Source organism: Halomonas sp. SSL-5, from assembly GCF_030708455.1.
In the GTDB taxonomy this organism is placed as follows: Bacteria; Pseudomonadota; Gammaproteobacteria; order Pseudomonadales; family Halomonadaceae; genus Halomonas.
The window spans coordinates 104,878-124,612 of record NZ_JAUYWF010000003.1; the positions used below are offsets into that span (position 1 = coordinate 104,878).

The 19,735-nt window shown below is 63.8% G+C and carries 14 protein-coding genes and 1 tRNA gene; 11 read left to right on the plus strand and 4 right to left on the minus strand.

Annotated features, from left to right (window positions below):
• Window positions 1–125 precede the first annotated feature (125 nt).
• Complete coding sequence (locus tag RAN53_RS04115; RefSeq protein ID WP_305795545.1) at window positions 126–2,321, plus strand: TonB-dependent siderophore receptor; 2,196 nt, start codon at window positions 126–128, stop codon at window positions 2,319–2,321.
• A 75-nt stretch (window positions 2,322–2,396) separates the two neighbouring features.
• Here the strand turns inward: RAN53_RS04115 and fhuF are convergent, their stop codons facing one another.
• Both fhuF and RAN53_RS04125 read right to left on the minus strand, forming a co-directional pair.
• Window positions 2,397–3,137 (minus strand): siderophore-iron reductase FhuF, encoded by a 741-nt coding sequence (fhuF, locus tag RAN53_RS04120; protein WP_305795546.1) that lies wholly within the window; start codon window positions 3,135–3,137, stop codon window positions 2,397–2,399.
• Window positions 3,138–3,215: 78 nt separating this feature from the next.
• Complete coding sequence (locus tag RAN53_RS04125) at window positions 3,216–4,235, minus strand: CNNM domain-containing protein (RefSeq protein ID WP_305795547.1); 1,020 nt, start codon at window positions 4,233–4,235, stop codon at window positions 3,216–3,218.
• 197 nt (window positions 4,236–4,432) lie between these two features.
• On the opposite strand from RAN53_RS04125, the gene RAN53_RS04130 reads away from it, so the two are divergent.
• Window positions 4,433–5,476 (plus strand): hypothetical protein, encoded by a 1,044-nt coding sequence (locus RAN53_RS04130; protein WP_305795548.1) that lies wholly within the window; start codon window positions 4,433–4,435, stop codon window positions 5,474–5,476.
• Between the two features lie 12 nt (window positions 5,477–5,488).
• Here RAN53_RS04130 and RAN53_RS04135 read toward each other — a convergent pair whose 3' ends face one another.
• The gene (locus RAN53_RS04135) at window positions 5,489–6,091 is read right to left on the minus strand and encodes a hypothetical protein (protein ID WP_305795549.1); all 603 of its coding nucleotides are present in this window, start codon (window positions 6,089–6,091) and stop codon (window positions 5,489–5,491) included.
• Window positions 6,092–6,245: 154 nt separating this feature from the next.
• Between RAN53_RS04135 and RAN53_RS04140 the strand changes: the two genes are divergently transcribed.
• A tRNA-Ile gene (locus RAN53_RS04140) sits at window positions 6,246–6,322 on the plus strand.
• A 180-nt stretch (window positions 6,323–6,502) separates the two neighbouring features.
• Here RAN53_RS04140 and RAN53_RS04145 read toward each other — a convergent pair.
• A complete protein-coding gene (locus RAN53_RS04145) occupies window positions 6,503–8,353 on the minus strand; it encodes a 3'-5' exonuclease (RefSeq protein WP_305795550.1) in 1,851 nt (616 codons plus the stop codon).
• A gap of 221 nt (window positions 8,354–8,574) precedes the next feature.
• Here RAN53_RS04145 and RAN53_RS04150 point away from each other — a divergent pair, with 221 nt between their 5' ends.
• From RAN53_RS04150 to RAN53_RS16350, 8 genes are all read left to right on the plus strand, one after another.
• Complete coding sequence (locus tag RAN53_RS04150; RefSeq protein ID WP_305795551.1) at window positions 8,575–10,554, plus strand: type I restriction-modification system subunit M; 1,980 nt, start codon at window positions 8,575–8,577, stop codon at window positions 10,552–10,554.
• Between the two features lie 156 nt (window positions 10,555–10,710).
• Window positions 10,711–11,631, plus strand: a complete 921-nt coding sequence (locus RAN53_RS04155) for an Abi family protein (RefSeq protein WP_305795552.1) — start codon at window positions 10,711–10,713, stop codon at window positions 11,629–11,631.
• Window positions 11,632–11,830: 199 nt separating this feature from the next.
• Window positions 11,831–13,216: a restriction endonuclease subunit S gene (locus RAN53_RS04160; RefSeq protein WP_305795553.1), complete on the plus strand. Its 1,386-nt coding sequence runs from the start codon at window positions 11,831–11,833 to the stop codon at window positions 13,214–13,216.
• A complete protein-coding gene (locus RAN53_RS04165; RefSeq protein ID WP_305795554.1) occupies window positions 13,213–14,151 on the plus strand; it encodes a GIY-YIG nuclease family protein in 939 nt (312 codons plus the stop codon). The genes RAN53_RS04160 and RAN53_RS04165 overlap by 4 nt, the downstream gene beginning before the upstream one ends.
• 11 nt (window positions 14,152–14,162) lie before the next feature.
• Complete coding sequence (locus RAN53_RS04170) at window positions 14,163–14,819, plus strand: SOS response-associated peptidase (protein ID WP_305795555.1); 657 nt, start codon at window positions 14,163–14,165, stop codon at window positions 14,817–14,819.
• Window positions 14,816–15,391 (plus strand): META domain-containing protein, encoded by a 576-nt coding sequence (locus RAN53_RS04175; RefSeq protein WP_305795556.1) that lies wholly within the window; start codon window positions 14,816–14,818, stop codon window positions 15,389–15,391. The genes RAN53_RS04170 and RAN53_RS04175 overlap by 4 nt, the downstream gene beginning before the upstream one ends.
• A gap of 215 nt (window positions 15,392–15,606) precedes the next feature.
• A complete protein-coding gene (locus tag RAN53_RS04180) occupies window positions 15,607–18,843 on the plus strand; it encodes a type I restriction endonuclease subunit R (protein WP_305795557.1) in 3,237 nt (1,078 codons plus the stop codon).
• 71 nt (window positions 18,844–18,914) lie between these two features.
• Window positions 18,915–19,715, plus strand: a complete 801-nt coding sequence (locus tag RAN53_RS16350; RefSeq protein WP_414842956.1) for a DUF4124 domain-containing protein — start codon at window positions 18,915–18,917, stop codon at window positions 19,713–19,715.
• Window positions 19,716–19,735 lie beyond the last annotated feature (20 nt).

The following is a 19,735-nucleotide window of genomic DNA, read 5'->3' on the forward strand; positions in this document are numbered from 1 at the left end:
CGTATCAATAAGGTTCTGGCCATGAGCACCACTCGAGATGCGAAAAATTCCTACTTGTTCGCATAAATGATAGTGATTACCATGCGCGTTCAATTCGCACACAAGAACCCAAGGCTTGCTCACCCATGTTCCAGACTGCCGCCCACCCGTTCGGGATCGACCCCCTGGCCCAGGCCGTTCGCCGGGCCCTTGGCCTGGCCACCGCCGGTGCCTTCCTGTTCTGCTCGCCTTCCCTGCTGGCCCAGGAAACCGAACCCGCCGAGGCACTCGAGACACTGACCGTCGAGGCCGAGGCCCTGTCGGTCATCACCGAGGGCACGGAGCGTTACCGGGTGCCGCTCACCAGCACCGCGACCCGGCTCGACCTGACGCCCCGCGAGACGCCTCAGTCCGTGTCGACCGTGACCCGGGCCCAGATCGACGACTTCAACCTGGACACCACCAACGACATCCTGGAGAGCACGCCCGGGGTCACGGTGGAGCGCCTCGAGACGGACCGCACCTACTACACGGCGCGGGGCTTCGAGATCTCCAACTTCCAGGTCGACGGGGTGCGCGTGCCGATGCCCTACAACAACGTGCATGGCGATGTGGACACCGCGATCTACGACCGGGTCGAGGTGGTGCGCGGCGCCACCGGGCTGATGTCTGGCTCGGGTAATCCCGCGGCGACGGTCAACTTCGTGCGCAAGCGACCCACCTATGTGCCCCAGGCCTCGGTGTCGGCGAGCGTCGGCGCCTGGGACCAGCGGCGCCTGGAGGCCGATGTGGCCGGGCCCCTGGACGATGCGGGGCGCATTCGCGGGCGCCTGGTGGCGGCGGGGATGCAGAGCGACTCCTACCTCGACCGGCTGAGCCGCGAGCGGGGGCTGCTCTATGGCGTGCTGGAGGCCGATGTCAGCGACAGCACCCTGGTGACCCTCGGTCACACCTGGCAGCAGAACGACACCGACGGCAACATGTGGGGCTCGCTGCCGCTCTATGACTCGGTCGGCAACCCCACCGACTACGATGTCGCGACCTCCTCGGCGCCCGACTGGTCCTACTGGGACGTGGAGACCCACCGCAGCTTCCTCGAGGTGCAGCAGGCCCTCGGCGATCGCTGGTCGCTGAAGGGCACGCTCACCCACCTGGACATGCTCTCCGATACCCAGCTGTTGTATATCTACGGGTCGCCCGATGCCACGACGGGGCGCATCGCCGAGGAGCAGCTGACCCTCAGCCAGTATGACCGCCACCTCGAGCAGTGGGTGGCCGACCTGCATGCCAAGGGCGACATCGAGGCCTTCGGGCGCAGCCATCAGCTGGTTCTAGGCACGGACTGGAGCCAGAGCCGCAACCAGCAGGAGTCTCGCTATCCCACGGCGGACTTCGACGCGGGCGGGCAGGGGCTCCCGCCGCTGGACGACTGGAACGGCCGCTACCCCGAGCCCGACGCCTGGGTGGCCTTCCCCGGCACCGACGGCGATGCCACGGTCAAGGAGCGCAGCCTTTACGGGGCCGCCAAGCTGGACCTCGCCGAGCGCTGGACCGCGGTGGCGGGTGCCCGGCTGAGCTGGGCCGACACCACCGGCGAGCAGTACGGGGTCTCCCAGGCGAGCGACCACGACCGGGTGCTGACGCCCTATGCCGGCCTGATCTATGACGTTACCGACCGGGCGTCCCTCTACGCCAGCTATACCGAGATCTTCCAGCCCCAGACCGCCATCGACCGCAACGGCGACTACCTCGACCCCGTCGACGGGGCGAGCCAGGAGGTCGGGCTCAAGGCCGAACTGTTCGACGGCGGCGCCGATGCCTCGCTGGCGCTGTTCCGCACCGAGCAGGACAACGTGGCCCAGCCGGCGGGTACCCGGCCGGATGGTACCGCTTTCTATACGGGCGGGGACGGCATCACCAGCGAAGGGGTAGAGGCGACGCTCGCCGGCGAGCTGGCCCCGGGCTGGCAGGCCAGCGTCGGCTATACCTACCTGGAGGTCGAGGACGCCGAGGGCGACGCCACCAACACCTACATCCCGCGCCACCTGGTGCGCGCCACCACCAGCTATCGGCCGGCATCCCTGGATGCCCTTAAGGTGGGGGCACGGCTGCGCTGGCAGGATGAGATCGAGCGCGACCGCGACCTGGCGGATGGCAAGACGCGCCAGGAGGCCTATGCCCTGGTCGACCTGATGGCGAGCTACGACTTCAGCGACAGCCTGACCGGCTCGCTGAACGTCAACAACGTCACCGACGAGGAGTACCTGACCAGCCTCAAGTGGGACCAGGCCTTCCACGGCGCACCGCGTCACGTCATGGCCAACCTGACCTGGCGCTACTGATCCTTATTCGTCGTAAACGGCATGCCACCAGGGCCCACCCCGGCAACGGGGTGGGCCCTGGCGCTGGTGAGGCGGTCAGCACGTTTCGGCGGCACGGGCCCGGCCTCGGCAGGCCAGCGGGCAGTTGCCGCAGACCCCCAGCTCATCGATCAGGTAGCGGATGCAGCACAGGCGACGCACCCGCCGGGGGGCGCCGTCCTCGTCCTCGACGTAGCGCACCGGGCGATGGAGCGGGTTGCGACGGCCGTCGGGCAGCGTGGGGCTCGCCATCAGCGCCTTCGCGGGCTCGCTCACGTCCGGCGAGGCCATGGGATGGTCGGCCAGTGCGCCGGAGAAGTGCTCGAGGTAGTTGCTGGCGTTGCTCCAGAACACCCTGGGCGAGGCGCCGGTGACCGCGGCCAGGGCCTCGATCAGCGGACTCAAATGGGCGTCGAGCAGGGTGGCGAAGCGCGAGTGGGGATCGAGTTCGGCCAGGGGGCGGCCGGCATGGCGCAGCACCAGGCCGGTGGTCTTTCCTTCGGGCGATTGCGCGAGATGAAGCTCGTCCAGGCCCAGCGGCAGGTCGCGCTCGAGCAGCAGGTTGGTCGCCAGGCCATGGGCGATCAGGGCGGCGAAGTGCCACTTCGACCACAGCGAGGCCACCGCCCGGCGATCCCCCCGACCATACTGGACGCCAAAACGCGTCAGCAGTGCGTTCAGCCGGGCCGGGTCGAGCAGCTCACGGGCCGGCATGCCGTCGGGCGCCACCGGCGCGATCGCCGGCGGGGCGAGGTGCTGCAGGGGGCCGACGTAGAGCCGGGCCAGGGAGGAGGGCATGGCGAGACCACCGGATCTGAGGAAAGCGCCATTATACAAACAATAATCGTTATCAAAAAGAGGCGGCGTGGGGGCCAGTTACTCCTCTGTCTTCTTGAGGCTCTTGGTCCAGCGCTGGCGGGCGTACTTGCGCAGATTGGCGACGTTATCGGTCTCGTCGACGATCTCCTGGCCGAGGATGGTCTCGATGACGTCCTCCAGGGTGATCAGGCCCATCCAGGTGCCGTGGTCGTCATAGACCACGCACAGGTGCTGGCGATCCTGCACCATCGCCATGAACACCTGTTCGACGCTCTCCTCGTCCTGCACTGTCTTGACCGGATGCATCAGTGTCTTGAGATCGACATCGTCCTCGGCGTTATAGGTGTCGGCCCGGTGCACATAGCCCAGTGCCTGCTCCCCGCCGTCCATCACCGGGAAGCGGGTGAAGGGGCTGTCTCCGCACGCCTCGTCGAACGCCTTTACCGTCATGCCGGCCCGCGCCGTCACCGAGACGGTGCGCGGGGTCATCACGCTCCTCACGGTGATGTCGTGCAGGTTGAGGATGTTGACGATGACTCGGGTCTCTTCGGGGTCCAGTGCCTTCTCCTCCTGGCCGATCTGCGCCAGCGCCTTGATCTCGCCGCGCATATCGGTGTCCATGGCGTCCTTGCCGATGCGCCGGGTGATCTGCTCCGACAGCCAGATGAACGGCTTGAGGCTCCACACCATCACGTTGAGCGTCGAAGCCAGCATGCCCGAGAGTTGGCGCCAGTAGGTGGCGCCGATGGTCTTGGGAATGATCTCGGAGACGAACAGGATCAGCAGCGTCATCAACGCCGAGGCGATGCCCAGCCAGGCCTCGCCGAACACCACCGTGACCTGGGCGCCGACGCCGGTGGCGCCCACCGTGTGTGCGATGGTGTTGAGCGTGAGAATCGCCGCCAGCGGCTGGTCGATGTTGCGCTTCAGGTCGTTGAGCTTTGCGTGCAGCCGGGGGTTGGTCTCGCGCACCTGGGCCACGTAGCTCGGCGTCATCGACAGCAGCGCCGCCTCGAGCAGCGAGCAGATGAAGGAAACGCCGATGGAGAGGGTGGCAAAGGCAATCAGCAGGAGCATGAGGTCTCTCGGGGTGGCCAGGGGAGGGCCGCCGTTGGCGGCCCCGGCATCTTGGCCGAAAGGATCGCATCACCGCAAGGCATCCCGCTGTCGTCTCAACCCGAGCGCAGTAGGCGCCGTGCGCAGCGAGACGGGAGCAAGCTCAGCGCCGATCCGTGTAGTAGGGTGAGGCATCCATCAATCCGGAGGACGACGATATGGTGAGTGCGAAGATCCTGCAGCAGGGCACCATCCACTGCTTTCCCGCCGGCCTCAGGGACGGCAAGGGGCGGCTGGTGAACGCCGAGGTCTCGGCGGTGGCCTACGATGGCGAGCGACTGCTGATGGCCAGCGACAAGCCGATCCCCGGTGAGTCGCGCTCGGCGGTGTTCGCCGTGCCCCTCACCCCCGAGGGGCCCGACGACAGCCGGCTGACCTACTTTACCCAGCCGCTGGTCAAGCAGGCCGAGAAGTACGAGGACTTCGCGCTGACCGCCGATGGCCGCCACGTGCTGGCGACCACAGGCTTCGATCGCATCGATGACGAGAGCCACGCGCTGAACGACTACAACCACTTGCTGATCTGGCCGCTGGGCGAACCGGACCGGGTGCAGGTGGTGGACCCCGACCCGCGCGACGGCGTGGCGGGCTCGCTGGAACTGCGCGACAAGCTGAACGCTGCCATCGGCTTTCCCTACTACAAGATCGAAGGGCTCGCCGCGATCCCCGGCGAGCGGGGCGATGGCCTGCTGCTGTTCGGCGTGCGCGAGCAGGGCCAGGCCCATGACGACTTCGCCTACGTGAGCCGGGTGGTGGGGGCCCACTACGAGATCAGCGAGAGCGGTAACCTGGTGTTCCTCGATGCGCTGCGTGAACACTATGCCTTCGACCCGGGCGAGCATCCCGAGGTCCGCTACGACTGCGGCCTCTCGAGCCTGGAGTATGACCCCTACCACGCGCGGCTCTACCTGCTGAACAGCTTCGAGGTGGAGGAGGCCGGCGAGGAGCGCATCGGCGGCTACCTGTGGGTGATCGGCCTGGAGGATTTCCGAACCGGCCAGAGCCCGACCCTGGTGACCACCCCGGCGGGCCTGCCGCTGGAGTTCGAGCACAAGGCCGAGGGCCTGGCGGTGCTGGACCATGACCGCCTGTTCGTCGCCTACGACAACGACCGCCACCTCGGCCTGGGTAGCGTCGACGAACGCGACGAGCGCCACGCCTGCGAGGCGCCCTACACGGTGCTCGGGATCTCCGCGACCTGACCTTTCCCTGCCTCAGCGCCGCAGCAGCACGGCGTCGAGAAGGACCGGCACCTCGTCGCCGATCTGCTCGTAGCCGAGCAGCAGCAGCACCGAGCGCAGCGTCGGGTTGGCCATCAGCTCGCGGCCATCCAGCGCCACCCGCTCGGCGTTGCTGACCCGCACCCGGCCGGGTGCCTCGCGGGTGAAGCGCACCGCCAGGGGTTCGCGGTGGGTGGTGCCGCCGGACTGCACCGAGAGCTCGAGCACCTCCACCAGCGACTCGCCCACGGCCAGCGCCTCCAGGCGCTGGGGCGGGAAGCGGGTGGTCACGGTAGCCAGGGGCAGCTCGGTGAGGCCGGAGAGCCAGGGCGGAAGCGATCCCATGCGCTCGATCACGTCGCTCTGGGCCAGCCGCAGGGGCAGGCGCAGGGTGCCATCCGCCTCGGCGCTGCCGGCGAGGCGACGCACCTCGTGCTGATGGGCAATGGGCCCCGTCGGGGCGATCTGCACCACGGTGGCGGCCACCCGCGAACGCGCGGGGTCCAGCTCCCAGGCTGCAGTTGCCGGCAGGGCCAGCAGCAGGGCGAACAGGGCAGTGCCAATGGCAGCGAAACGGCAAGGGGGGAAAGGTCGCACCGGTCGATCTCCACAAGGGCAGGCCACCTGCAGACCGCGGCCGCCGAAGGAAGTGCCTCGTCGGGTGGTTTGGCCAACCAAGGGCGGCCGGCTATGGCCACCTTCATCGCCATTCGCTATCATACGCCGGCGCGTTCGCGCACCTTCCTTGAAAGGGCCTATAGCTCAGTTGGTTAGAGCAGGGGACTCATAATCCCTTGGTCGCTGGTTCGAGTCCAGCTGGGCCCACCAACCTGCTTGCCTGACTCTTCGCACCGTCGGAGAACTTGTCGCTTTCCCAGGTAGGAGCGCAATTCATTGCGCGATGGCGCCGGCAGGCGCCCGGCCGAAGGCATGCCTGCTGCTATTGGCACGCAATCCAACACCACTGCCACATGGAACGCTGCAGCCCTTTTGGGTGGCTGCCCTCGATCATGCCGAGGCGAGTGCTACGAGTCGCTGGGTGTACCAGTTCGCCTTGCAGCTGGTCACCAGCAGACGGTGACGAGCGCGGGTCATGCCGACATAGAGCAGGCGCGCCTCCTGGGCCAGCCTCTCTTCATCGTTACTCAATGCCCCGAGACCGCACAGCAGCACGGTATCGAACTCCAGCCCCTTGCTGCTCTGTCGGCTCAGCAGCACCACCTCATCAGCCTGTGGGTCGTAGCTGCGCTTGTCGGCAGAGTGCTGCAGGCAGCGGCTGGGAATGCCAGCTTCTCGTAGGGCATCATGGACGAGGCGCCCCTGCGAGTTGCCGGTATAGACCACCGCGATGCTGTTCAGATCGCTGCCCTGGTCACGCCATGTCTGAATGCAGCGCATCAGATAGCGCGCCTCATCCTGGGCGTTACTGAAGTGGCGAAAGGCGGGCTTGGGGCCACTTATCCCGGCGACTTCAGGGGCAATCAGTGGGATATGGTCATCATCGGCGTCCTGGGCCTTCAGGAAGTCCTGGGCGAAATCGTAGGCAAACGTCAGAATTTCCCGAGTATTCCGGTAGTTCAGCTTGAGGATGGTGGTGCGCCCACGGGCCTGAACGCCGGCCGAGGAGAGCGGGAATTTCAGTGAGCTCTTCTGGTAAATGGACTGGGCATCGTCGTAGAGCAGTAGCAGCGAGTTGGTGTCCGGGTCGATCATCTGCACCACCAGCTTGAGCCAGGCCTGCTCGAAGTCATGGCCTTCGTCGATCATCACCGCACCGTACTGCGCCCGGGGAATGCGTGACTGATCGACGGCCTGGATAACGCTTCCCACCTGGCGCTCCCAGACGGGCTGTGTTCCCGGTAGCAGATCGACGTGATAGGTCTTCAGCTGTAGGCCGCACCACTCATGGAAGTGGTGAACCTTGACCTTCTCGGAGATTCCCTTCTCGTCGATGAAACAGCGCAGGCGTGCCGCCAGCGTGATATTGAAGCACAGAACCAGGATCGGCTTGCTGATGGCCTGAGCCAGGTGCAGGCAGCGGTAGCCGAGTATCAGGGTCTTTCCGGAGCCGGCGACGCCATGGATGACTCGGTGTCCATCGCCCATGCTTCTGGCCAGCTGCTCCTGATGCAGATCCATCACCCGGACAATATCGGGCACGAAGTCGCTCGCCGACGCATCCTCCGCTGGTTCATCGGCATCGAAGAGGTCCGGGGTGGGAGCATCGATGCGCACTTCCGGGAAGAGCTGCCAGCGGATTCGGTCGATCTGCGGGACGCTGAGCTGCGCACCAAACCGATAGTCGAACATGTCCCAGAGCTGCTGCTGGAGCACCTCCGGGTCGGTGGTGGTGAGCATCTCGTCCTTGCAGATCACACGATGCGCGGGCAGCAGGGCCTCCTGCTCTGCCTCGGGAACGGCCAGGTTCCACTGCCGCCGGGTGATATTGGGAAAGACCACACCATGGCCGTAGGGAAAACACAGCTTGCCCAGGTAGCGCTCATCGGTCTGAGTAAGCTGAGGGTCGCGCTTCAGCTGATCGATGGCGGCAAAGGCGCACTGGCGAGCCTGCGCCAGTGGGTTGCTGACGGTCTTGCGCCCCTCCTGAGTATCGATCTCGACGCTTTCGGGCGTGATCGAGCGGATGGTCTCGATCTTCCAGTCCTTGACTTCGAGAAATAGCAAGCCACGAGCGGGATGCAGAATGATGAAATCGGGATAGCGGCGCCGACGCCCCAGAGGGATGTCGTACCAGACGAGATAATCCTCTTCCAGCAGGCTTTCCAGCCGGCGACCAAAGCGCCGTTCGCCACGGGTCATCCGGGAGATGGTGGTGAGCGCAGGAATGATCGTGGCCATGGTGCTGAAGTTCCGTGAGTGAGCGGTCTGCCCGCGGGTAGCGCTTCGCTCCCTAAATCACCTTAGTGACCCGGGTGCCCCTCTTCAATGAACTTATCCTAAAGTCTCTGTGCGCCTGGATCGCTAGAATGCCACCTGGCGGATCGTCTGCCTCGCCCCGTCTCGCTGTGTATGATGGTCCGCATCCAACCCATCGGCACCAAAGAACGCGGGGAAGCATCGTGAACACGGAGAGTCACTCTCAGCTGGCGGCCTTCATCTGGTCCGTGGCAGACCTGCTGCGCGGCGATTTCAAGCAGTCTCAGTACGGCCGTATCATCCTGCCTTTCACCCTGCTGCGGCGCCTGGAGTGCGTGCTGGAGCCCACCAAGGCCGCGGTGCTCGATGCCGCACACGCCCACCAGGCCAAGCCCGAGGCGGTGCGCGAGAAGCTGCTGCTGCGCGCGGCGGAGCAGCCCTTCTTCAACGCATCAAAGCTGACCCTGGGCACGCTCTCCGATACCCAGACCGCCGACGACCTGATGAGCTACGTGCAGTCGTTCAGCCAGGACGCCCGGGAGATCTTCGAGCACTTCGAGTTCGAGGGCTTCGTCCAGCAGCTCGGCGCCAGCAACCTGCTCTACCAGGTGGTGCAGCGCTTCGCCTCTATCGACATGAGCCCGCAGCGGCTGAGCAACTACGGCATGGGCCTGGTGTTCGAGGAGCTGATCCGCAAGTTCGCCGAGAGCTCCAACGAGACGGCGGGGGAGCACTTCACCCCGCGGGACATCGTCCACCTGACCACCTCCCTGGTGCTCACCGGCCAGGAAGAGAAGCTGCGTCCCCACGGCATCGTCACCGTCTACGACCCGACGGCGGGCACGGGGGGCTTCCTCTCCGAGAGCGACGAGTACATCCAGGAGGTCAGCCAGGGGGTGACCGTCTCGCTGCACGGCCAGGAGCTCAACCCCGAGTCCTACGCCATCTGCAAGGCCGACATGCTGATCAAGGGCCAGGCGGTGGAGCAGATCAAGCTCGGCAACACCCTCTCCGACGACCAGCTCCCCGGCGAGCGCTTCGACTTCATGCTCTCCAATCCGCCCTTCGGCGTGGAGTGGAAGAAGGTGCAGAAGGCGATCACCGACGAGCATAACCACAAGGGCTACGACGGGCGCTTCGGACCCGGCCTGCCGCGGGTCTCCGACGGCTCGCTGCTGTTTCTGATGCACCTGGTGAGCAAGATGCGCCCCCGCCAGGAGGGCGGCTCGCGCATCGGCATCATCCTCAACGGCTCGCCGCTGTTCACCGGCGGCGCCGGCAGCGGGGAGTCCGAGATCCGCCGCTATCTGCTGCAGCACGACCTGGTGGAGGCCATCGTCGGGCTGCCCACCGACCTCTTCTACAACACCGGCATCGCCACCTACGTGTGGATCCTCTCCAACCACAAGCCCGCCGAGCGCCGCGGACAGGTGCAGCTGATCAACGCCACCGGCCGGGCCAGCAAGATGCGCAAATCCCTGGGCAGCAAGCGCCAGTTCGTCGCCGACCGCGACATCGAGGAGATCGTGCGCCTCTACGGCGCCTGCCAGGAGAGCGAGGAGAGCAAGCGGTTCCCGGTGGAGGCCTTCGGCTACCGGCGCATCACCGTGGAGCGCCCGTTGCGCCTCAATTTCCAGGCCAGCCCCGAGCGCCTGGCCAAGCTCGAGGACGAGAAGCCGCTCCAGAAGCTCGCTGAGGCCGAGCGCGAGGTGATCAAGGCCGCCTGCGCCACCCTGGACCCGGAGCAGGTGTTCACCAACCGTGACGCCCTCACCAAGGCGCTCAAGGCCGCGATCAAGTCGGCTGGTCTCAAGATCGGCGCCCCGGTGCAGAAGGCGATCCTCAGCGCCCTCTCCGAGCGGGACCCCGAGGCCGACATCTGCCTCGACAAGAAGGGCAACCCCGAGCCCGACACCGGCCTGCGCGATAATGAGAACGTGCCGCTGGGCGAATCCGTATTCGACTACTTCGAGCGCGAGGTGAAGCCCCACGTCCCCGATGCCTGGATCGACGAGGAGAAGCGCGATCCACTGGACGGCCGCATCGGTATCGTCGGCTTCGAGATTCCCTTCAACCGGCACTTCTACCAGTTCACCCCACCGCGCCCGCTGGAGGAGATCGACGCCGACCTCAAGGCCTGCACCGACCGGATCAAGCAGATGATCGAGGAGCTGTCGGCATGAGCTCGCCCCAGCCCCTGGTCGCCTGGGTGAAGGCCAATGGCCCGAGATTGACTCAGTGGGCGTTCCCCCCTAAGCTAGGTTGCAACAATACCCGCCAAGGCTATGCTCTCCGGAGCACCCTCAAACCGGCGGGTTACTTTTTTGTGCGGGGTGTGCATGCACTTCACTAAGCCCGCTACCACCATCGAGCAGCAAATCGACCTGCTCAAGTCTCGCGGGATGCAGGTAGAAGATGATGCGCAGGCGCATCACTACCTAAGCCATCTCAACTACTACCGCTTGACCGCCTACTGGCTACTCTTTGAGGTCGATCACGGCACTCACCAGTTTCGCCCCGGCACTCGGTTCAGCGACGTTCTCAACCTGTATGTTTTCGATCGCGAGCTGCGGTTACTTCTTCTGGATGCCATTGAGCGGATAGAAGTCTCCGTACGTGCCCAATGGTCCTACCAGATGGGCCACCGCTACGGGCCACATTCTTACCTGGACGCGGCACTGGCCACACGAGGAGACTGGCACGCTCGTCACCTGGCGAGCCTGGAAAAAGAAGTGGCACGCTCCGATGAGATCTTTATCCAGCACTACCAAAGCACCTACCGGCAACCCAAGACACCGCCGATCTGGGCAGTGAGTGAGGTCATGTCGATGGGGCTGCTATCGCGCTGGATTACCCAATTACGCCCTAGTGACCGGGCAAGAATTGCCAAGATCTATCGGCTCGACCAGAGCGTACTGAAGGCCTTTATTCGTCACCTTACCTATGTGCGCAACTTGTGCGCTCACCATAGCCGTGTGTGGAACCGTCGCTTTACCGTCACCATGAAGCTACCCACCGGAAAACCGGCTGTACTGGTGCCGCTTTTTCATCCCGATGAGCCGCGTAAGATCTACAACACATTGGTGATGCTGGCCTACTGCCTAGATCTCATCAGCCCCGGCCATCACTGGAAGCAACGGCTAGGTACGCTACTCGGGCAGCACATCATGGATGTGGCATACATGGGCTTTCCGCCCGACTGGGACCAACAGGCATTCTGGCTGGATGCTGCACACGCAAGAGAGGAGGCGCGGCCGTGAGCTCTTGCCATATATTGTACTCGCTTAGCAAGCGATCCTGGCCGTTGACATGGCTGGCCCATCATCGCAACATGCCGGATGAAACACCCGCCATGCCTCTCTCGGACGCATACTTTGGCGGGTTTTTTGTGTCTGGCATTGGACTGGCTGCCCCCTACCTGCAAGAGGTATCAGAGAATACAAGGGAAGGAGTGAGGGCATGAGTTTCCCGAAATACCCCGAATACAAGGACTCCGGCGTCGAGTGGCTGGGGGAGGTGCCCGCGCATTGGGAGGTGAAACGCCTGAGGTACGTTGCCGAACTCAACCCGTCCAAATCTGAGGTGCGATCACTGCCCGCGGAGAGCTCTGTGAGCTTCATCCCCATGGAAGCTGTAGGGGAAGATGGGGCGCTGTCACTTGATCAGATGCGGCCAATAGGTGAGGTTTTGGCTGGGTATACCTATGTTCGGGAGGGCGATGTCTCCATAGCGAAGATCACGCCTTGCTTTGAAAATGGGAAAGGGGCCGTCATGCGTGGCCTCGAAAATCGCGTTGGGTTTGGCACGACAGAGCTCATCGTAATGCGGCCGAAGGCCAGGCTGACCACGAGTAACTATTTATATCGGGTCGTCTCGTCCGAGCCTTTTCGGGTCCTCGGTGAGTCATCGATGTACGGCGCCGGTGGTCAGAAGCGTGTGCCGGATGATTTTGTTCGGAACTTCACTATCGCCTGGCCCCCTTATCAGGAACAAGCTGTAATTCAGGCCTTCCTCGACCACGAAACCGCCCGCATCGACGCCTTGGTGGAGGAGCAGCAGCGCTTGATCGTGCTGCTCAAGGAGAAGCGCCAGGCGGTGATCTCCCATGCCGTCACCAAAGGGCTGGACCCCGATGTGCCGATGAAAGACTCCGGGGTGGAGTGGCTGGGCAAGGTGCCGGCGCATTGGGAGGTCTCAAGGCTGAAGCATGTTACGGACCGAATAATTGACTGCCCCCACGAAACACCTGTGTATGATCTTGATGGTGACTTTTTAGTTATAAGAACAGCGGATCTGGAATATGGTGTTCTGGATCCACAGCTCATGTACCGTCTCGACGAAGGGCAGTATAAATCAAGAACAAGAAGGTCTACCCTTGGTTGTGGTGATATTGTTTATGGTAGAGAGGGTGAAAGGTGGGGGCATGCTGCATTGGTTCCGGAAAACGATAAATATTGCCTTGGCCAGAGGATGATGCAGTTCATTCCCTCACATGATATGTGTCCTGAGTTCCTTATGTGGCAGTTGAATTCGGATAATGTGTATCGTCAAGGGGATGTGGATGTTGTTGGTGCCACCTCTCCGCATGTTAATGTTTCGACCATAAAAAATTATTTCATTTCAGTGCCTCTTAAAAAAGAGCAGTTGGCTATATCAAAGTTTTTGAATGAGGAGTCCTCCGCATTTGACAAACTCGTTCATTCAGCAAACTCCATAGTTGCTCTCCTGAAAGAGCGTCGCTCTGCTCTGATTTCCGCTGCCGTTACTGGCAAGATCGACGTCCGTGGGTGGCAGCCGCCGTCGGGCTCACCGGCCCACAAAACCACACAAACGGAGATGGTATGACGCAAGGACGCAGCATCCGGCTCTTCTTGGTGGACGGCACGCCCAATGGCCTACTCACCGCCGAGATCATGAACTGGACCGGTCACGTGCTCACCGGGCCACGCAGCAAGCTCAGCGAGCTGGTCCAGCGCCCCGAGTGCGGTCGCACCGGCATCTACTTCCTGGTTGGCCCCGACCCCGACAACAGCCTTCGCCCGCTGGTCTATATCGGCGAGAGCGACGACGTCGGCACCCGCCTCAAGCAGCACAACCGCCCCGAGGAGAAGGGCGGCAAGGACTTCTGGGAGAAGGTCTGCCTGGTCACCAGCAAGGACCAGAACCTCACCAAGGCCCACGTGAAGTACCTGGAAAGCCTGCTGATCCAGAACGCCGGCCAGGTCGGCCGCTGCAAGCTGATCAATGGCACCGCCCACGAGTACATCAACCTGCCCGAGTCGGACCGCGCCGATATGGCGTTCTTCATGGAGCAGATCCGCACCGTGCTGCCGGTGCTGGGATTCGATTTCCTGCGCGAGACCTCCCGCCCTTCGCGAGAGCCCGAAGCGACTCCGGCTGCCGAGCCCGAGGCTTCGCCCCGCTTCAACCTTGAGGTGCCACGGCACGGTATTCGCGCCACCGGGCAGGAGATCGACGGCGAGTTCTATGTCTTCAAGGGCTCCCTGGCCCGGGGTAGCTGGGTCGGCACCGAGCGCGGTTACCAGAGCCTCTACAACCAGCTCTGCGAGGACGGGGTGCTGGTGGAAAGCGATGGCACGCGGATCTTCAACGAGGACCAGAGCTTCAGCAGCCCCAGTGCCGCGGCCGCGGTGGTCTCTGGGCGAAGCGCCAATGGGCGCACCTCATGGAAGGCGGAAGGCAGCGGGCTGACCTACGGTGAATGGCAGGATCGGCAGGTGAGTGCCGCCGCTGCTGAATCTGAGCTGCAACTTACCTGAAGAGGTGCTTCATGTGTGGCCGGTTTGCCCTCTACAGCGACTTCCCCAGCCTGGCGCGTTCCCTCAAGCTGCCGCTGGCCGAAGGTGAGCTGAGGCCCCGCTACAATGTTGCGCCGGGCACCTGGATTTCGGCGGTGCGCCGGCATGACGACAGCGGCCAGCTGAGCCTCGATGCGCTGTGGTGGGGCTACCGGCCCCACTGGGCTGACGACAAGGCGCCACAGCCTATCAACGCCACCGTCGAGAAGGTCGCCACCTCTCCCTACTTCCGCGGGGCCTTCGCCCATCACCGCTGCCTGGTGCCGGCAGACGGCTGGTACGAGTGGCTGGCTGTGGACGGGCACAAGCAGCCCCACTACCTGACCCGCGGCGACGGTGAGCCGCTATGGTTCGCCGGCATTTGGATCGACCGCCCGGACGGCAAGCCCGGCTGCGCCATCCTCACCGAGCCCGCTCGCGGCGTTGCCAAGGCGATCCACCCGCGCATGCCGCTGATCCTGGATCAGCAGAGCCTGGAGCCCTGGCTCGATCCCGAGCTGACCGACCGCGAGACGATCCGCCACCTCGTTCACCACCTCCCGCACGAGCGGCTGACTCACTGGCCGGTGAGCAACCGGGTCAACAAGCCGGTGGAGGATGACCCGGCTTTGATCGAGGGGGAGCGATGAAGCGTGATCGTGTGCAGGTGGTGGATACCTGCGGCGGGCTCAATATTCCATCACAAGCATCGGAACCTTATGCCGTGGGATGGTCTGAAAAGGCTCATGAATGGCAATGGAGTGACCTGATGAAACAGAAGTTTTCGCTTGCGGCGCTGCTGGTCGGCACCCTGGCCCTCGCCGGGTGCGCCGGTTTTGATGCGACCTCGGGTGGTGATACTGCCAACGAGCCTCTGGAGAATACCTACTGGAAGCTGGTGACGGTGGGTGAGCACCAGGCGGTGACCATTGATGAGGCGCGCGAGGCGCATCTGGTGCTGCATGCCGAGGATGCCCGCCTGGCAGGCTCCACCGGTTGCAACCGCATGATGGGTGACTATGAACGCGATGGTGATCGGTTAACTTTTGATCAGGTGGCCACCACCATGATGGCCTGCCCCGGCGAAGTGATGGAGCTAGAGCGTGAATTTCTCGATGCGCTCGGCGAGATCGCCAGCTGGCAGGTCGAGGCTGAAAACCTGACGCTCCTCGATGATGAGGGCGAGGCACGTGCCCGCTTCGAGGCGGTGCACCTCTACTGAGGGCCCCCCGGCTGGAGGTCGAGCCTTCGATATTCTGAAGGACGACTCTTCGTCGTTGCCGGGCAGGCCAGTTGAAGGTGGGGCTGAAAATATCTCCCCGCAACAACACCCCCCACGCCTCTCACGGATGCGCACCCTGGGGGGTTACTTTTTGTGCAGGTGTCGCTGACGGCGTAGGCTAAGGCAAGTAAAGAAAAAACGCGCAGGGAGACACCATGGCGGACAGCAGGGAAGCCCGCTTCCAGCAGGACATCATCGAGGCCATGACGGCCCACGGCTGGAAGGCCGGCACGGCCAGCGGCTACGACCGTGCGTCGGCGCTCTACACCGAGGACCTGCTCGGCTATGTGCGTGAGGCCTGGCCGGAGCGCTGGGAGAAGTTCTGCAAGGCCAACCCCAAGACGCCGGAAAAGGTGTTTGTGCAGAAGGTGGTCCGCGAGCTGGAGCGGGCCGGCACCCTGGAGGTGCTGCGCCACGGCTTCAAGGTGCCGGGGGTGAAGTTCGACCTCTGCAGCTTCCCGCCCGATCACGGCATGAATCCCGACTCCCTGGCCCGCTACCGCGCCAATCGCCTGCGGGTGGTGCCCGAGGTCTCCTATTCGCCCCACGCCCGCGAGAAGGGCAACAACGGCGGTGAGAGCTACAACCCCCGCCTCGACCTGGTGCTGTTCGTCAACGGCATCCCCACCGCGACACTCGAGCTCAAGAGCCAGTTCAAGCAGACGGTGGAGAACGCCAAGCGTCAGTATCGCCAGGACCGCCCGATCAAGGATCCCGTCACCCGGAAGCCCGAGCCGCTGTTGACCTTCAAGCGCGGCGCCCTGGTTCACTTCGCGGTGAGCCAGGCCGAGGTGGCGATGACCACCCGGCTGGCCGGCAAGGATACCTTCTTCCTGCCCTTCAACCGCGGTACCGAGGAGGGCGGCGCCGGTAACCCGCCCGCGCCGGACGCCAACAGCTACGCCACCGCCTATCTGTGGGAAGAGGTCTTCGCCCCGGACGCCTGGCTGAAGGTACTCGGCCGCTTCCTGCACCTGGAGAAGAAAACCAGCGAGGACTTCCATGGCCGCCGCACCACCAAGGAGACCCTGATCTTCCCCCGCTATCACCAGTGGGAAGTGGTCAATCACCTGGTGCAGGCCACCCTGGCCGAGGGGCCGGGGCTACGTTACCTGGTGCAGCACAGTGCCGGCTCGGGGAAATCCAACTCCATCGCCTGGGTCGCCCACCAGCTGGCCAACCTCTACGCCGAGGATGGCACCAAGCTGTTCAACTCGGTGATCGTGGTCACCGATCGCACCGTGCTCGACAGCCAGCTGCAGGACACCATCTACCAGTTCGAGCACGCCCACGGCGTGGTGCGGCCGATCACCCGCGACATCGGCAACCAGAGCAAGTCCGAGCAGCTCGCCGAGGCGCTGGCCAGCAATACCCGCATCATCATCGTCACTATCCAGACCTTCCCGGCACTGTTCGACGCCCTGGACAAGCGACCCCAGCTCGCCGAGGGCAACTACGCGGTGATCGCCGACGAGGCCCACTCCTCGCAGACCGGCAGCTCGGCCAGCAAGCTCAAGGCGCTGCTGGCCGCCGCGGGAGAGACGATGGAAGGGGATGATGGGCGCGAGGGGGGCGGCGAGCTTGAAGTGAGCGCGGAGGCCATGCTCGATGCCGCCGTGGCCTCGCGCCGCCCCAGCGAGCGCATCAGCTACTACGCCTTCACCGCCACCCCCAAGGCCAAGACCCTGGAGCTGTTCGGTCGGCCGGCGAACCGGCGCCCGCCGGATCCCGACCTGCCGGCAAGCGCCGACAACAAGCCCGAGCCGTTCCACCTCTACTCCATGCGCCAGGCCATCGAGGAGGGCTTCATCCTCGACGTGCTCACTAACTACGTCACCTACAGCACCGCTTGGAAGCTTGCCCACCCCGAGGGCGAGGATCAGGAGGTCGATTCCAAGAAGGCCTCACGGACCCTGGCCAAGTGGGTGCGGCTGCACCCCTACAACATCGCCCAGCGGGTCGAGGTGATCGTCGAGCACTACCGCGACAACGTCCGCCACCTGCTCGACGGCCAGGCCAAGGCCATGGTGGTCACCGCCAGCCGCCAGGAGGCGGTGCGCTACCAGCTGGCCATGCGCGATTACATCGCCGAGAAGGGCTACGACGACGTCCACCCCATGGTCGCCTTCTCCGGCAGCGTGCCGCCCGACGCGGTGATCCCCGGGGAGGTCACCGAGACCAGCAAGCTGCTCAACCCCGGGCTCAAGGGGCGCGACCTGGCCGAGGCGTTCGACACCGACGACTACAACGTGATGATCGCCGCCAACAAGTTCCAGACCGGCTTCGATCAGCCCAAGCTCTGCGCCATGTACGTGGACAAGAAGCTCCAGGGCGTGGACTGCGTGCAGACCCTCTCGCGCCTCAACCGGCTGTTCCCCGGCAAGCAGACCTTCATTCTTGACTTCTACAACGACGAGCAGGAGATCCTCGACGCCTTCGCGCCCTACTACCGCAAGGCGGAGCTGGCCGACGTCTCCGATCCCAACGTCGTCTATGACCTGCAGCGCAGCCTGGACGCCAGTGGCATCTACCACTGGCCCGAGGTGGAGGGTTTCGCCAAGGCCTTCTTCGACCCCAAGGCCCCGGCCTCGAGCCTCAGCTATTACTGCCGCCCCGCCCAGGACCGCTTCAAGCACAAGTACCAGGCGCTCCTCGAGCAGCAGCAGACCTGGAAGGAGGCCCGCCGCATCGCCGAACAGGACGGCGACGACAAGGGCCTCAAGCGCGCCGAGCAGGAGCTCAAGGAGGCCGGCACCGCCCAGGACGAGCTCGACCTGTTCCGCAAGAACCTGCAGAGCTTCGTGCGCACCTACGAGTTCCTCAGCCAGATCGTCACCTTCGACGACGCCGAGCTGGAGCAGCTGTGCGTCTACGCCCGCCACCTCGTCCCTCTGCTGCGCACCGACCGGCTGCTGGAGGAGGAGGGCATCGACGTCAGCGAGCTGGAGCTGACCCACTACCGCCTCACCAAGCGCGAGGAGAAGCGCCTGCGCCTGGAGGAGGCCGAGGGCGACTACGGCCTCACCCCGGTCAGCGAGGTCGGCTCAGGCAAGCCCCATGACCCGGAGAAACAGCGTCTGGCTGAGATCATCGACCGGCTCAACGACCTCTACGGCGCCGAGGTCAGCGACGACGACAAGCTGCACTTCGCCAACGGCATCGCCGATCGTATCGAGCGCGATGAATCCGTGATGGCCCAGGTGCGTAACCACAGCGAGGACCAGGTGATGCACGGCCTGTTTCCGAAGAAGGTCACCGATGCCGTGCTCGACGCCCTCAGCGACCACGAGAAGCTCAGCATGCCGTTGCTGGAGGACGAGGCGACGGGGAGGCAGTTCGCGCTGTTGATTTTGAAGCTGTTGGCGGGGAGAAGCGGGCAGACACGTATATAGTTTGTCTATGGTTAAGCTGTCGTAATACCAGCTGGCCTGGCTGGAAGTTTGTCGGGATGGCGGAGGTGGGGATGATCAGGCTGATTGTGGTGTTGTCGGGTGTGTTCTTGTTTGCGCAAATAGCTGGCGCTCAGGTATACCGTTGTGAGGATGGCGCGGGAAAGGTGACATACTCGGGTATACCCTGTGGCTCGTCAGGAGCAGGCATTGAAGAGGAGATGGACTCCAGTATCAGTGTGATTGACAGGTCTGGTGCCAGGGCTCTTGCGCGCCAGCAGTCGATTCGGGGCTCGGGTCAAGCAGTACAAGAGAGAGGTGGGAACGACGGTCAATACGCTCATCAGGTAGGAGCAATATTGTATGATGCGCGGCAAGCATCTGAGCAAGCTGAAAGGCTGAATGACCGAAGTGCCAAGTCACGGAAGGCAGAGCTTGCAAGACACCTCTTAAAGTCAGCATCGATACTGCAGTCAGCGACAAGGGCTTCTTCTTCTGGTGTTTCATCATTGCGAGAGTCCAATAATATTGCCGAGAATGCAGCCCGTTTAACGGTTGCTCCATCTAGGTCGTCAATGGTGAGAGAGGCGAAGGTGCTTCAGAGAAAAGCCGCTATTGAGCTGGGATCTTCCACTGGTGTTGCTTCACCACAGCCGTCTGAGTCTGGCTCGCCCCGCAACCCAGTCTCACCTGCTGGGTCTTCACCGTCTCCAATGCCTGCTCCGCCTCCACAACCTAGTACGATTACAAACTGCGATGCTGGAGGGTGCTGGGATAATCTCGGAAACCGCTATAATCGCGGCGCAGGAAACACTCACTTCCCAACTACCGGTGGTAGCTGTCAGCTAATTGGGGGAATGATGCATTGCCCGTAGCCTGTAGGGTAATTCAATAG

Coding starts and splice junctions, on each gene's coding strand:
- RAN53_RS04115 (WP_305795545.1), top strand. CDS start 126: ATGTTCCAGACTGCCGCCCACCCGTTCGGGATCGACCCCCTGGCCCAG.
- fhuF (WP_305795546.1), bottom strand. CDS start 3,137: ATGCCCTCCTCCCTGGCCCGGCTCTACGTCGGCCCCCTGCAGCACCTC.
- RAN53_RS04125 (WP_305795547.1), bottom strand. CDS start 4,235: ATGCTCCTGCTGATTGCCTTTGCCACCCTCTCCATCGGCGTTTCCTTC.
- RAN53_RS04130 (WP_305795548.1), top strand. CDS start 4,433: ATGGTGAGTGCGAAGATCCTGCAGCAGGGCACCATCCACTGCTTTCCC.
- RAN53_RS04145 (WP_305795550.1), bottom strand. CDS start 8,353: ATGGCCACGATCATTCCTGCGCTCACCACCATCTCCCGGATGACCCGT.
- RAN53_RS04155 (WP_305795552.1), top strand. CDS start 10,711: ATGCACTTCACTAAGCCCGCTACCACCATCGAGCAGCAAATCGACCTG.
- RAN53_RS04160 (WP_305795553.1), top strand. CDS start 11,831: ATGAGTTTCCCGAAATACCCCGAATACAAGGACTCCGGCGTCGAGTGG.
- RAN53_RS04165 (WP_305795554.1), top strand. CDS start 13,213: ATGACGCAAGGACGCAGCATCCGGCTCTTCTTGGTGGACGGCACGCCC.
- RAN53_RS04170 (WP_305795555.1), top strand. CDS start 14,163: ATGTGTGGCCGGTTTGCCCTCTACAGCGACTTCCCCAGCCTGGCGCGT.
- RAN53_RS04175 (WP_305795556.1), top strand. CDS start 14,816: ATGAAGCGTGATCGTGTGCAGGTGGTGGATACCTGCGGCGGGCTCAAT.
- RAN53_RS04180 (WP_305795557.1), top strand. CDS start 15,607: ATGGCGGACAGCAGGGAAGCCCGCTTCCAGCAGGACATCATCGAGGCC.
- RAN53_RS16350 (WP_414842956.1), top strand. CDS start 18,915: ATGATCAGGCTGATTGTGGTGTTGTCGGGTGTGTTCTTGTTTGCGCAA.